This is a genomic window from Pseudomonas sp. P42 (assembly GCF_017973755.1).
Taxonomy (GTDB): Bacteria; Pseudomonadota; Gammaproteobacteria; order Pseudomonadales; family Pseudomonadaceae; genus Aquipseudomonas; species Aquipseudomonas iridis.
The window spans coordinates 608,693-621,614 of sequence record NZ_JACOPU010000002.1; the positions used below are offsets into that span (position 1 = coordinate 608,693).

Annotated in this window: 12 protein-coding genes; 7 read left to right on the forward strand and 5 right to left on the reverse strand. The window is 58.2% G+C overall.

Annotated features, from left to right (window positions below; all coding sequences use genetic code 11):
- Nucleotides 1-14 precede the first annotated feature (14 nt).
- Complete coding sequence (locus tag H8B20_RS07690; protein WP_210622758.1) at nt 15-1,421, forward strand: MFS transporter; 1,407 nt, start codon at nt 15-17, stop codon at nt 1,419-1,421.
- A gap of 65 nt (nt 1,422-1,486) precedes the next feature.
- Here the strand turns inward: H8B20_RS07690 and H8B20_RS07695 are convergent, their stop codons facing one another.
- The 4 genes from H8B20_RS07695 to flgA all read right to left on the reverse strand — a co-directional run bounded on the left by H8B20_RS07695 (nt 1,487) and on the right by flgA (nt 4,091).
- On the reverse strand, nt 1,487-2,233 hold the full coding sequence (locus H8B20_RS07695; RefSeq protein ID WP_115146191.1) for a flagellar brake protein: 747 nt from the start codon (nt 2,231-2,233) through the stop codon (nt 1,487-1,489).
- 92 nt (nt 2,234-2,325) lie between these two features.
- Nucleotides 2,326-2,793, reverse strand: a complete 468-nt coding sequence (locus H8B20_RS07700) for a flagella synthesis protein FlgN (RefSeq protein ID WP_210622759.1) — start codon at nt 2,791-2,793, stop codon at nt 2,326-2,328.
- Between the two features lie 48 nt (nt 2,794-2,841).
- Nucleotides 2,842-3,168, reverse strand: a complete 327-nt coding sequence (flgM, locus tag H8B20_RS07705; RefSeq protein WP_042560523.1) for a flagellar biosynthesis anti-sigma factor FlgM — start codon at nt 3,166-3,168, stop codon at nt 2,842-2,844.
- Nucleotides 3,169-3,329: 161 nt separating this feature from the next.
- Entirely contained in the window at nt 3,330-4,091 is a 762-nt protein-coding gene (gene flgA / locus H8B20_RS07710) for a flagellar basal body P-ring formation chaperone FlgA (protein WP_210622760.1), read from the reverse strand.
- Nucleotides 4,092-4,172: 81 nt separating this feature from the next.
- Between flgA and H8B20_RS07715 the strand changes: the two genes are divergently transcribed.
- From H8B20_RS07715 to flgE, 6 genes are all read left to right on the forward strand, one after another.
- Nucleotides 4,173-5,105 (forward strand): chemotaxis protein CheV, encoded by a 933-nt coding sequence (locus tag H8B20_RS07715; protein ID WP_042560522.1) that lies wholly within the window; start codon nt 4,173-4,175, stop codon nt 5,103-5,105.
- Nucleotides 5,106-5,151: 46 nt separating this feature from the next.
- On the forward strand, nt 5,152-5,979 hold the full coding sequence (gene cheR, locus H8B20_RS07720) for a CheR family methyltransferase (RefSeq protein ID WP_210622761.1): 828 nt from the start codon (nt 5,152-5,154) through the stop codon (nt 5,977-5,979).
- A 369-nt stretch (nt 5,980-6,348) separates the two neighbouring features.
- Entirely contained in the window at nt 6,349-6,759 is a 411-nt protein-coding gene (gene flgB / locus H8B20_RS07725) for a flagellar basal body rod protein FlgB (protein ID WP_042560520.1), read from the forward strand.
- Nucleotides 6,760-6,762: 3 nt separating this feature from the next.
- Nucleotides 6,763-7,206: a flagellar basal body rod protein FlgC gene (flgC, locus tag H8B20_RS07730; RefSeq protein WP_042560519.1), complete on the forward strand. Its 444-nt coding sequence runs from the start codon at nt 6,763-6,765 to the stop codon at nt 7,204-7,206.
- A 15-nt stretch (nt 7,207-7,221) separates the two neighbouring features.
- Nucleotides 7,222-7,950 carry a flagellar hook assembly protein FlgD gene (flgD, locus tag H8B20_RS07735; protein WP_210622762.1) on the forward strand — a complete coding sequence of 243 codons (729 nt, stop codon included), beginning with the start codon at nt 7,222-7,224 and terminating at the stop codon, nt 7,948-7,950.
- A 30-nt stretch (nt 7,951-7,980) separates the two neighbouring features.
- Nucleotides 7,981-9,315 (forward strand): flagellar hook protein FlgE, encoded by a 1,335-nt coding sequence (flgE, locus tag H8B20_RS07740; RefSeq protein ID WP_210622763.1) that lies wholly within the window; start codon nt 7,981-7,983, stop codon nt 9,313-9,315.
- 461 nt (nt 9,316-9,776) lie between these two features.
- Here the strand turns inward: flgE and H8B20_RS07745 are convergent, their stop codons facing one another.
- Complete coding sequence (locus H8B20_RS07745; RefSeq protein ID WP_210622764.1) at nt 9,777-12,671, reverse strand: ribonucleoside-diphosphate reductase subunit alpha; 2,895 nt, start codon at nt 12,669-12,671, stop codon at nt 9,777-9,779.
- Between the last annotated feature and the right edge of the window lie 251 nt (nt 12,672-12,922).

Sequence of the window (12,922 nt, forward strand, 5' to 3'; positions counted from 1 at the left end):
CGCTCGGAACGCCGATGCGCCAAATCTGGAAATCCTTTCGAGCGCTGTATTTCGCCTCGCTGATGATGTTGATCGGCTCGGGCCTTTTGTCTACGTATCTGGCGTTGCGCCTGGCGGCCGAGAATGTCGACGGACTGTGGGTCGGTGCGCTGATGGCGGCCAACTATTTCGGTCTCGTACTGGGCGGCAAGATCGGCCATCGGTTGATCGCCCGCGTCGGCCATATCCGGGCGTATTCAGCGTGTGCCGGGATCGTCGGTGCGGCGGTCCTTGGCCACGGCATGGTCGATTGGTTGCCGGCGTGGCTGGTGCTGCGGACCATCGTCGGTCTGGGCATGATGTGCCAATACATGGTGATCGAGAGCTGGCTCAATGAGCAGGCCGATGCCAATCAACGTGGGCTGGTGTTCAGCGGTTACATGATTGCTTCGTACCTGGGGCTGGTGCTCGGTCAGCTGATTCTGGTCATGCACCCGGGGCTGGGTCTGGAACTGCTGATGCTGGTCGCGCTGTGCTTTGCCCTGTGTCTGGTGCCGGTGACGCTGACCCGGCGGATTCACCCGGCGCCACTTCACCCGGCACCGATGGAGCCGCGCTTCTTTATCAAGCGCGTGCCGCAGTCGTTGAGCACGGTGCTCGGTGCGGGATTGATCATCGGCGCGTTTTACGGTCTGGCACCGTTGTATGCGTCGCAGCAGGGGCTTTCGACCGAGCAGGTCGGTCTGTTCATGGGTAGCTGCATCTTTGCCGGACTGCTGGTGCAGTGGCCATTGGGCTGGCTGTCTGATCGTTATGACCGCGCATTGCTGATCCGTTGCTTCGCCGGTTTCCTCGCGGTGGCGGCGTTGCCATTGGCGATCTTGCCGCAGGTGCCGCTGGAGGTGCTGTTCGTGGTCGGCTTCCTCTGTTCGCTGGTGCAGTTCTGTCTGTATCCGTTGGCGGTGGCGTTTTCCAACGACCACGTCGAGGGGGATCGGCGCGTGTCGCTGACGGCGATGCTGCTGGTCACTTACGGGGTTGGTGCGAGTATCGGGCCGTTGCTGGCGGGGGTGCTGATGAAGTTTCTCGGCAGCCAGAGCCTGTATGCGTTCTTCAGCTTCTTTGCGCTGGTGCTGGTGTGGCGAATCCGCCCGAAAGCCGTGACCAATCTGCATCAGGTCGACGATGCGCCGCTGCATCACGTGGCAATGCCGGACAGCATGTCGAGTTCGCCGCTGGTTGCTGCGCTTGATCCGCGAGTGGATGAGCAGGTGGTGCAGGAGCAGATGCAGAATCCGGTGCCGCCGGAACCAGAGCCCGATCGAGAGCGCGATCCAGAGCCGGAACCAGAGCCTGAAAAAGAACCAGAGCCTGAGCCAGCAACAAGCCCGGATGAGGACAGCGACAGACCCACGCCGGATATCAGTGGCGCCAGACCTTGAAAATTGGTCGTGCATAAAAAAGGGCAGTCCCGTCAAGGACTGCCCTTTTTATTTGCGCGTGCGACTCACATATCGTCTTTGTCGAAACGCCGTGCTTCACGTTGCAACTGATAGACGAAACGCTCGACGTTGCGCGCGGCCGGGCCACTGATGTTGTGGAAGCGCAGCCCGGCGAAGGTGATGTTGAGTTTTTCTTCGAAGTGCAGATAGCGCAGTTCGACGGAAATCGGCTGATTGCCGAACAGTGGCGGGGCGATCATGCGGTCGTAGACCTGGCCCAGTTGCAGCCTGTCAGTGATGTCGCCTTCGAAGCGCAGTTTGCAACCGGTGGCGGAAATATCCAGCAGTTTGCCTTGGATCGGCGCCTTGAGCTTTTCGCCACCCAGTTCAACGCTGACCAGATCGGTCAGTTTCAGTGCTGCGCGAAACGCGTTGCGGCGCTGGTGGTAAACCACTTCGCTCGGGAGCTCGCCGGTGTAAAAGCGGTCGCCGTCGGATTCTTCGATGTTCAGCGTACCGTTGCATTCCCAGGCGATGCGCACACCATCATGGAAGCCTTCAACCCTGAACGGTTCGCCGGCGAGCAGAAAGCGTTCGCCGTCGCGCGGGATCATTTCATCGAGGGTAATCGAGGCGCTGTCGCGGTCGACTTTGATCAGGTAGCTCTGGAAGCGCTGGCTGCGTTCATGGAACGTGATGATCAGCGGGTCGTGACTGTCTTGCAGTTGACGCAGGTTGCTGGAGATTTCCAGTGGCGTGGTGAGCACCTTAGGGGGCTGCGGAGCATCATCCGCGCTTAGGGCGTTTGGCACGTTCTCTCAATCTCCAGACAAAATTTGACGATGAATTGCCAGCATTTTGCCAGCATGTTCCGCGTGTTGATAGTGCAGGCACATCGAATGGCTCACGCCTGGCTGAAGGTGCGCGGCTTGACGGGTCTGGCGAAAGTGCCGCTCGCGTCATACAACGCTGGCGGTTCGCCCCCGGTGAGGATTTTCAATTGATTGGACGTCGCGGCCTGCTGAATCTGGATCGACTGGCCGTTTTTGGCGTTGGCTGCCTGACACTGGCTGATGAGTTCAGTGAGGGCATCGCCCTGCGTCATCAACTGCTCGCCAATGCTCGACTGGCTGGCCAGTTGCTCGAGCCCTGTGCGGTCAGTCGGCAGGTTCAGGCTGGCGAGGATTTCGCTGCGCTTGCGGCCATGCTGTTCAAGCAGAATGATCAATGCCTGTTTGCGCGCCAGAATTTCTTCCAGCAAGGGCATGTCGCGACCGTGCAAAGCGAGGGCCTCGGTTTGCAGTAACTCCAGCAATTGTTGAGCTGGAGCAAAGTCGTCGTTGATCAGTTGCAGTAAATTAGTGTCGTGCATGGCTGGCCTTGGGTTTTAAGCGTCCAAAAGCCTGGCGCAGGCGAAGGCCTAGCGCTGGGCTTCGAAGTTGAGCAGTTTGCTGGCTACACGGTTGCTGTCGACTTTATAGCTGCCATCGGCAATCGCGGCTTTCAACTCGGCCACACGGGCTTTGTCGACAGCAGGTTGATCGCGCAGCTTGTCAGTGACCTTCTGCAACTGTTGAGCCTCATTGCTGAGGTGTACCGATTCCCCGCTTTTAGCGGTACTGGCCGATTCGGCCGGGGTATTCAGCGGCGCGGAGGTGCCGTTTTCGGCGGTTTCCTTGGCGTTGCTGGTACGCGTACTGCCCGTAAGTGACGAGGAGCTGTTCAAACGGCTGAAATCGATGACCATGATAAAAACCTCTGGGAATTTGGACGCTTGCCATGTTTTCGGCTATCCCCTGGAAAACTTTAGGCCCATTTGCGAATGAGTCTGCATGCGCCGGCGCGTGTCCTGCTGCGGCACAGTTTAGGGAAGCGACGGGGTCCGCGCCAGTTTTCTCACGAGGGCTTCTACATGGCGACTTCCACTTGGCCCGGCGCGGTGACTTGCGCCTTGATGACCCGTTGCGAGTTGAGGTTTTTTACCCGGATCTGTTCTCTCAAGCCGCCATTGGCCAGGGCTTCACCGGGCATGCGCACGGCGAGTGTGCCGCTGCGGGCGATGATGACCACGTGATCGCCCTTGCGCACAACTTCCGCCTGTTCCAGATGCACCAAGGTAATGACCTGATCGGCTACCGTTGGTCGGGTTAATTTCTGCCCGATCGCTTCGTCTACCGACGTCAAAAAACCTTGGTTGATTGTGCTGACGTCGCGCTCGCGCAATGTCACGTCCTGAGGCTCGATAATTCCGGCGCGCTTGAGTGGCCGGGTAGTGGTCACAATCTCGCGAAACAGGCGGACTTGAGCGGGTACGAACACGGTCCAGGGGGATGCGCCCTCACAGCGAATCTTGACCGTTACCCGGCCCAAAGGACGTGCCGGACTCTCCAGCGAGGCTGTCAATTCCTTGTCGCACATGGGCATGCGCATGCGGGGATCCAGCTGGTTCACTTCGATTTCGTAGCGGCCTTCCGTTTGACTGGTTGCCAGATAGTCTTCTACGGTGAACTCAAGAAAGCCCTGAGTGACGCCGATAAGCATGTCAGGCATGGTAACCGCATCAGCAATGGCAGGGCTGCCAGCGAAACAGCAGCAAATGGCGGACACCGCGCAAAGCCCTCTGCGGAGGGAAGATGTCAGGCGTCGGAAAAATGTCGTTTGAGCGTTCATACGAGTTAAAAAGCAAGCGCCGTGCCGTTTAGCAATGAATGTGCGTCGCAACAACACTTGGCGTTGGTTTAGGAGTCTGGCATGGCTGGTGTAATGGATTCGGTGAACCAGCGCACGCAACTGGTAGGGCAGAATCGCCTGGAGCTGTTGTTGTTCCGTCTCGACGGTCAGCAGCTCTACGGGATCAATGTGTTCAAGGTTCGGGAAGTGCTGCAATGCCCTTCGCTGACGTTGATGCCCAAGTCCAGTCCTGTCGTGTGCGGGGTGGCAAGTATTCGGGGGGCGACCATTCCGATCCTTGATCTGGCAATGGCGACCGGCTCCGGTGCGTTGAAAGACAAGAAAAACCCGTTCGTGATCATCACGGAATACAACACCAAGACCCAGGGTTTCCTGGTCCGCTCGGTGGAGCGCATCGTCAACATGAACTGGGAAGAGATTCATCCGCCGCCCAAGGGCACGGGTCGCGATCATTACCTGACCGCTGTGACTCGGGTGGACAATCAGTTAGTCGAAATCATCGACGTCGAGAAAGTGCTGGCGGAAGTCGCGCCGACGCCGGAAGCGATTTCGGTCGGCGTGGTCGATGTCGAGACCCAGACCAAAGCGTTGTCGCTGCGGGTGCTGACGGTCGATGACTCGTCGGTGGCACGCAAGCAGGTCTCGCGGTGTCTGCAGACGGTCGGTGTTGAAGTCGTGGCGTTGAACGACGGCAAGCAGGCGCTGGATTACCTGCGCAAGCTGGTCGACGAGGGCAAGAAGCCGGAAGAAGAGTTCCTGATGATGATCTCCGACATCGAGATGCCGGAGATGGACGGGTACACCCTGACGGCGGAAATCCGCAGCGACCCACGCATGCAAAAGCTTCATATCATCCTGCATACTTCGTTGTCGGGAGTGTTCAATCAGGCGATGGTCAAGAAAGTCGGTGCCGATGACTTTTTGGCCAAATTCCGTCCTGATGACCTGGCATCCCGGGTAGTCGACCGGATCAAAGCAGCAGATATCAGCTAGGGGCCTTCTGCCCCTGGCGGTCAACACGATTTAAGAGGCGGCATCATTGTCTACGGGTAATTTGGATTTCGAACAGTTCCGGGTATTTCTGGAAAAAGCCTGTGGCATTTTGCTCGGTGAAAACAAGCAGTACCTGGTCTCGAGCCGTCTCAACAAACTGATGGAAGTGCAAGGCATCAAGTCACTGGGTGAGCTGGTTCAGCGCATCCAGACCCAGCCGCGCAGCGGTTTGCGCGAACAGGTGGTCGATGCAATGACGACCAACGAAACCCTGTGGTTTCGTGACACCTATCCGTTTGAAGTCTTGAAGAACAAGGTGCTGCCCGAAGCCATCAAGGCCAGTCCCAACCAGCGTCTGCGGATCTGGTCGGCGGCATGCTCGTCGGGCCAGGAACCGTACTCGCTGTCGATGTCGATCGACGAGTTCGAGCGCAGCAATCTTGGTCAGTTGAAGATGGGCGTGCAAATCGTTGCCACGGACTTGTCTGGTCTCATGCTGAACAACTGCAAGACCGGCGAGTACGACAGCCTGGCGATCGGTCGCGGTTTGTCCGCCGACCGCTTGCAGCGTTATTTCGACCCGAAAGGGCCGGGTCGCTGGGTGATCAAGGCACCGATCAAGAACCGGGTGGAATTCCGCTCGTTCAACTTGCTCGACAGCTATGCGGCGCTGGGCAAGTTCGACATCGTGTTCTGCCGCAACGTGTTGATCTACTTCTCTGCCGAAGTGAAGAAAGACATCCTGTTGCGCATTCACAGCACGTTGAAGCCGGGCGGTTATCTGTTCCTCGGCGCTTCCGAAGCGCTGAACGGTTTGCCGGATCATTACCAGATGGTTCAGTGCAGCCCGGGGATCATTTACCAGGCGAAGTAACTGGCATCGGCAACACAAGAACGGGAGTCCTCAGGGGCTCCCGTTTTTTTGTGCCTGGCGTTTAATCCGAAATCACCGCAAAACCCTGTGGGAGCGAGCCTGCTCGCGAAAGCGGTTTCCCAATCAGCATCATTGGTGGCTGACCCACCGCCTTCGCAAGCAGGCTCGATCCCACATTTGCTCTCTAGTGTTCTTGAGGGCAGGGGCAAGCGGCAGAAAAGCGGCATCTGGCGGAAACCGGTTGCCGCTTTTCTGGCATTGCCGCTTTGCCGATAGCCCGCAAGGCCCCGGTTTATGGGGGTTTCTCGCATTGGCACGCAGCTTGCTAAAGCTCAGTTACGAAAAACCGGTCACCTGAAGGTTCCCGACATGAGCATCAGCTTCGATAAAGCGCTCGGCATTCACGAAAAGGCTTTGGGCTTCCGCGCCCAACGCGCCGAAGTGCTGGCCAACAACATCGCCAACGCCGATACCCCGAACTACAAGGCTCGGGATCTGGACTTCTCCAAAGTGCTGGAAGCACAGACCGAGAAAACCAAAAGCGGCGGCCACTTCGCCCTGAACATGACCAATAGCCGTCACATCGAGGCTGAAGGCTTGGGCAATGGCGACGAATCGCTGCTGTATCGCACGCCGATGCAACCGTCGATTGACCAGAACACCGTTGACGCTCAACTGGAACAGTCCAACTACGCGGAAAACGCCGTGGGCTTCCAGGCCAGCTTCACACTGCTCAACAGCAAATTCAAAGGGCTGGTTTCAGCCCTGCGCGGAGAGTAATTCATGTCCCTGTCCAGCGTTTTCAACATTGCCGGCAGCGGCATGAGCGCACAAACCACGCGTCTGAACACCGTGGCATCGAACATCGCCAACGCCGAGACCGTCTCGTCGAGCATCGACCAGACCTACCGTGCCCGTCACCCGGTATTCGCCACCATGTTCCAGGGTGGCCAGAGTGGCGGCAGCAACTCGCTGTTCCAGAATCAGGACGCTGCGGGTCAAGGCGTGCAGGTGCTGGGTGTCGTCGAAGACCAGAGCAACCTCGAAGCGCGCTACGAGCCGAACCATCCGGCTGCCGATGGCAAGGGCTACGTCTACTACCCGAACGTCAACGTGGTGGAAGAAATGGCTGACATGATTTCCGCGAGCCGGTCCTTCCAGACCAACGCCGAAATGATGAACACCGCCAAAACCATGATGCAGAAAGTACTGACCCTCGGTCAGTAATAAGGTGCGACTGCCATGAGCGTTACCGATACCACCAATAACCTCAGCATGAAAGACATCCTGGCGAACTCCTCGAAGAAGACGAGCAGCACTACTTCGGGCGGCATCGCTTCGGCCACCAACAGCGCCACCGGCGGCCAGGCCTTGGGCAAGGATGCGTTTCTGCAACTGCTGGTTACCCAGCTGAAAAACCAGAACCCGCTCGATCCGCAGGACAACAGTGCGTTCGTTGCACAGTTGGCGCAGTTCAGCAGCCTGGAAGGCATTACCACGCTCAACAGCACCGTTAGCGGGCTGGCCGGCAACTACAACTCTTCGCAAGCGTTGCAGGCGTCGTCTCTGGTTGGCCGCAACGTAATTGTGCAGACCAACACCGCACAGCTCGACGATCCGACCAAAGGCCTGACCGGTTCGGTAACCGTGCCATCGTCCATCGCGGGCGGCACCGTGACCATCACCGACAAGGACGGCAAAACGGTGCGCACCATCGACCTGGGCAGCCGCGCCGCTGGCGCCGCCAGTTTCACGTGGGATGGCAAGGATACCAGCGGCACCGTGGTGCCCGTCGGTACCTACACCTTCAAGGCCAGCGCACCGATCAACGGCGCCGCGACGGACCTGGCGACTTACCTGCCAGCCACGGTCAACAGCGTGACGATCAGCCAGACCGGTGGCGAGCTTATGCTCAACCTGGCCGGCAAGGGCTCCGTCGCCCTGTCCAAAGTACAAACCATTGGTATATAGAGCCGACTAACCGGCACAAAGGAGTGGAATATGTCTTTCAATATCGGCCTTAGCGGTCTCTATGCAGCCAACAAACAACTGGACGTGACCGGCAACAACATCGCCAACGTCGCGACTGCCGGTTTCAAATCTTCCCGTGCAGAGTTTGAAGACGTCTATTCGGCGACCAAACTGGGCACCGGCAGCAAGGTCATTGGTAACGGTGTGCGCCTGGCCAACGTTTCGCAGCAGTTCACCCAGGGTGACATCAGCAACACCGGCAACGTGTTGGACATGGGCATCAACGGCTCGGGTTTCTTCACCATGAGCAACAACGGTTCGATCTCCTATACCCGTGCCGGTACATTCAAGGTCGACGACGCCGGTTTCATCACCAACACCGATTACACCTCGCGTCTGCAAGGCTACGGCGTGGATGCCAACGGCAAGGTCATCAACGGTGTGTTGACCGATCTGAAAATCGACACCTCGAACCTGGCGCCGAAGTCGACTTCGGCCGTTGGGTCGAGCATTAACTTGAACTCTTCGTCCCCTGTGATCGTTGATACTGGCGCCAACGCCGTCATATTCGATCCGTCCAAGGTCGAGACCTACACCAAGTCGTTCAGCACTCCGATCTATGACACGCAGGGCAACAAGCACGACATGGATCAGTATGTGGTGAAGACGGGCGAAAATACCTGGAAGGTTTACACGTTGGTGGACGGTCGTAACCCGGATGCAACGGGTAGCGATCCAAAAATCACTCCGCCAGTGGCATCGACCCTGACCTTTGACTCTGCAGGCAAGTTGACTCAGGTCAGCACACCAAACCCGGCAGATCCGGCCAATCCGATCATCAGCAGCGACCTGACGCTGAAAAGCTGGAGACCGGGCACGGTGACCAACGGTGTCTTTACGCCCAACGGCGCATCAGCAAACCCGGCTGGCGTGACCATTTCGATGGCCAAGACCACCCAGTACAACGCGGACAACTCGCGTACGATTCCGACTCAGGATGGTTACGCCACTGGCCAGATCACCAATCTGACCATCGACGGCACCGGTACTCTGTTCGCCAACTTCAGCAACAATCAGAACAAGGCCATCGGCCAGGTTGCGCTGGCCAGTTTCACCAACGAGCAGGGTTTGCAGGCTGTTGGTGGTACTAGCTGGAAAGAAACCTTTGCCTCGGGAATCCCGGGTTATGACGCTCCGGAAACCGGTACTCTGGGTTCCATTCAGTCCAACTCGCTGGAAGAGTCGAACGTTAACCTGACCAATGAGCTGGTTGATCTGATCAAGGGTCAATCGAACTATCAGGCGAACGCGAAAACGATTTCGACTCAGAGCACGATCATGCAGACCATTATTCAGATGGCTTGATTCTGGGTTTTTGGCTGTAAAGGGAGCCCCTCTTTTGAGGGGCTTTTTTGTGGATGGCGTTTTTGGGGGCGGGGGGTATCCGTTGCAGCGATGATGGCTGCTTGAGGTTGTGCCCTGACGTCGGGGCCACGTTGGCAAGCGCCGGAGTGCCGGCCCAGTCCAAAGTAACCAAAGGTCTGTGCCCTGACGTTCGGCCCTCTCCCGAGGGAGAGGGAGCGGACTTGTGGGCTATTCAGAGCTTGAACTCGACTCGGTATGTCTCTACCAATCACCACGGTCAGTCCCCTCTCCCTCGGGGAGGGCTAGGGTGAGGGGCTTTTGATCTTTTGCCCCTTCAGCACACCGAGCGAAGGCGATGCCCCCAACCCCAAAAAACAAAACCCCCGACAAACCAGAAGTCTGTCGGGGGTTTTTTTTGCCTGGAAGAATCAGGCGTTTCGCAACGCCTGATTCAGCTCAGCTTATTGGCAAGCTTCGCAATCCGGCTCGTCAATCGCGCAAGCCTTTGGCACTGGAGCAGGACCGGCCGGAGCTGCCAGGACCGAATCTTCACCGTGGTTGCCGCCGCTGGAAACAGCGTTCAGCTTGCCGGTGTTGATGGTCGACTTCTCGGTGCTGGTCGCGGCCAGGGCACGGAGGTAGTAGGTGGTTTTCAGACCACGGTACCAAGCCATGCGGTAGGTCACGTCAAGCTTCTTGCCCGATGCGCCGGCGATGTACAGGTTCAGCGACTGGGCCTGGTCGATCCACTTCTGACGACGGCTGGCCGCGTCAACGATCCACTTGGTGTCCACTTCGAACGCGGTTGCGTAGAGCTCTTTGAGTTCTTGCGGGATGCGCTCGATCTGCTGAACCGAACCGTCGTAGTACTTCAGGTCGTTGATCATGACCGAGTCCCACAGACCGCGAGCCTTGAGGTCGCGAACCAGGTACGGGTTGATCACGGTGAATTCGCCCGACAGGTTCGATTTCACATACAGGTTCTGGTAGGTCGGTTCGATCGACTGCGATACGCCGGTGATGTTGGCGATGGTCGCGGTCGGTGCGATGGCCATGATGTTGGAGTTACGAATGCCTTTCTGTACACGGGCGCGAACCGGTGCCCAGTCCAGGGATTCGTTCAGGTCAACGTCGATGTACTTCTGGCCGCGTTGTTCGATCAGGATCTGTTGCGAATCCAGCGGCAGGATGCCTTTGGACCACAGCGAACCCTGGAACGTCTCGTAAGCGCCGCGCTCGTCAGCCAGGTCGCAAGAGGCCTGGATGGCGTAGTAGCTGACCGCTTCCATCGACTTGTCGGCGAACTCGACGGCAGCGTCGGAGCCGTAGGCGATGTGCTGCAGGTACAAAGCGTCCTGGAAGCCCATGATGCCCAGACCTACCGGACGGTGGCGGAAGTTGGAGTTCTTCGCCTGCGGTACCGAGTAGTAGTTGATGTCGATCACGTTATCGAGCATGCGCACGGCGGTGTTCACGGTGCGTTGCAGTTTAACGGTGTCCAGCTTGCCGTCGACGATGTGGTTCGGCAGGTTGATCGAGCCCAGGTTGCAGACCGCGATCTCGTCCTTGTTGGTGTTCAAGGTGATCTCGGTGCACAGGTTCGAGCTGTGAACCACGCCGACGTGCTGCTGCGGGCTACGCAGGTTGCACGGGTCTTTGAAGGTCAGCCATGGGTGGCCGGTTTCGAAGAGCATGGACAGCATTTTGCGCCACAGGTCTTTGGCCTGGATGGTCTTGAACAGTTTGATCTTGCCCGGGTACTGGGACAGGGCTTCATAGTATTCGTAACGCTCTTCGAACGCCTTGCCGGTCAGGTCGTGCAGATCCGGTACTTCGGATGGCGAGAACAGGGTCCACGGGCCGTCATCGAAGACGCGCTTCATGAACAGGTCAGGGATCCAGTTGGCAGTGTTCATGTCGTGGGTACGACGACGATCATCACCGGTGTTCTTGCGCAGCTCGATGAACTCCTCGATGTCCATGTGCCAGGTTTCCAGGTAAGCACACACAGCGCCTTTGCGCTTGCCACCCTGGTTAACGGCTACAGCGGTGTCGTTCACGACTTTGAGGAACGGAACCACGCCTTGCGACTTGCCGTTGGTGCCTTTGATGTACGAACCCAGCGCACGGACCGGAGTCCAGTCGTTGCCCAGGCCGCCAGCAAATTTCGACAACATGGCGTTGTCGTGAATCGCGTGGTAAATGCCCGACAGGTCATCCGGCACGGTGGTCAGGTAGCAGCTCGACAGCTGAGGACGCAGGGTACCGGCGTTGAACAGGGTCGGAGTCGAAGCCATGTAGTCGAACGAGGACAGCAGGTTGTAGAACTCGATCGCACGGTCTTCTTTGTTCTTCTCTTCGATCGCCAGGCCCATGGCCACGCGCATGAAGAAGATCTGCGGCAGTTCGAAACGCACGCCATCCTTGTGGATGAAGTAGCGGTCGTACAGGGTCTGCAGGCCCAGGTAGGTGAATTGCTGATCGCGCTCGTGGTTGATCGCCTTGCCCAGTTTTTCCAGGTCGAAGGTGGCCAGCACAGGGTTCAGCAGTTCGAACTCGATACCTTTGGCGATGTAAGCCGGCAGGGCCTTGGCGTACAGGTCGGCCATTTCGTGGTGAGTGGCGCTCTCGGCCACTTCCAGGAAGTTCAGGCCTTCGGCACGCAGGGTGTCCATCAGCAGGCGGGCGGTCACGAACGAGTAGTTCGGCTCGCGCTCGACCAGCGTACGGGCGGTCATCACCAGGGCGGTGTTGACGTCGGTCAGGGCCACGCCGTCGTACAGGTTTTTCAGGGTTTCGCGCTGGATCAGGTCGCCGTCGACTTCAGCCAGGCCTTCGCAGGCTTCGGTGACGATGGTGTTCAAGCGACCCATGTCCAGCGGCGCCAGGCTGCCGTCGGCACGGGTGATGCGGATCGACGGATGCGCATTGACGGCTTCTTCGACCGGGGCGTGGGCAGCGCGTTCTTTCGAACGACCGTCGCGGTAGATCACGTAGTCGCGAGCGACTTTCTGCTCACCGGCACGCATCAGGGCCAGTTCGACCTGGTCCTGGATTTCTTCGATGTGGATGGTGCCGCCCGAAGGCATGCGACGCTTGAAGGTCGCGGTGACCTGTTCGGTCAGGCGGGCAACGGTGTCGTGGATTCGCGACGAAGCGGCAGCGGTGCCGCCCTCAACTGCGAGAAACGCTTTGGTGATAGCGACGGTGATCTTGTCATCGGTATAAGGAACGACAGTGCCATTACGCTTGATCACGCGCAGTTGACCAGGCGCGGTGGCTGCCAGATCCGAATTCGAATCAGCGGCCTGCGGCAAGGTGCCCTGCGGGTTCTCGCGAGTTGTGTCGGTTTGCATGAGGGATTGTCTCCACATTCTCTATGTTTGTTTGGGCACCATCATGGTGCTCACCGTTCTGTCCCGAAGCACTACAACCGACGAGAGTCGGCATTCACAACTTCGGAGCAGTAGGAAAAAGGCTACGACGCCGCATCCTTGCCGAAGTTTTTGGTTGCGAGCACAGGCTCGAACCGGATTCCTTTCGGATGACAGTAATGACTGCAACACCCATACCGTTTTGCCCGTTCGGAGCTATAAAAACGGTGCCA

Bases quoted from the DNA above. Each gene is read 5' to 3' on its own strand.
- flgM (WP_042560523.1), bottom strand. From the start codon at position 3,168: ATGGTCATCGATTTCAGCCGTTTGAACAGCTCCTCGTCACTTACGGGC.
- flgE (WP_210622763.1), top strand. From the start codon at position 7,981: ATGTCTTTCAATATCGGCCTTAGCGGTCTCTATGCAGCCAACAAACAA.
- flgC (WP_042560519.1), top strand. From the start codon at position 6,763: ATGTCCCTGTCCAGCGTTTTCAACATTGCCGGCAGCGGCATGAGCGCA.
- flgD (WP_210622762.1), top strand. From the start codon at position 7,222: ATGAGCGTTACCGATACCACCAATAACCTCAGCATGAAAGACATCCTG.
- flgA (WP_210622760.1), bottom strand. From the start codon at position 4,091: ATGAACGCTCAAACGACATTTTTCCGACGCCTGACATCTTCCCTCCGC.
- H8B20_RS07700 (WP_210622759.1), bottom strand. From the start codon at position 2,793: ATGCACGACACTAATTTACTGCAACTGATCAACGACGACTTTGCTCCA.
- H8B20_RS07715 (WP_042560522.1), top strand. From the start codon at position 4,173: ATGGCTGGTGTAATGGATTCGGTGAACCAGCGCACGCAACTGGTAGGG.
- flgB (WP_042560520.1), top strand. From the start codon at position 6,349: ATGAGCATCAGCTTCGATAAAGCGCTCGGCATTCACGAAAAGGCTTTG.
- H8B20_RS07690 (WP_210622758.1), top strand. From the start codon at position 15: ATGCGCCAAATCTGGAAATCCTTTCGAGCGCTGTATTTCGCCTCGCTG.
- H8B20_RS07745 (WP_210622764.1), bottom strand. From the start codon at position 12,671: ATGCAAACCGACACAACTCGCGAGAACCCGCAGGGCACCTTGCCGCAG.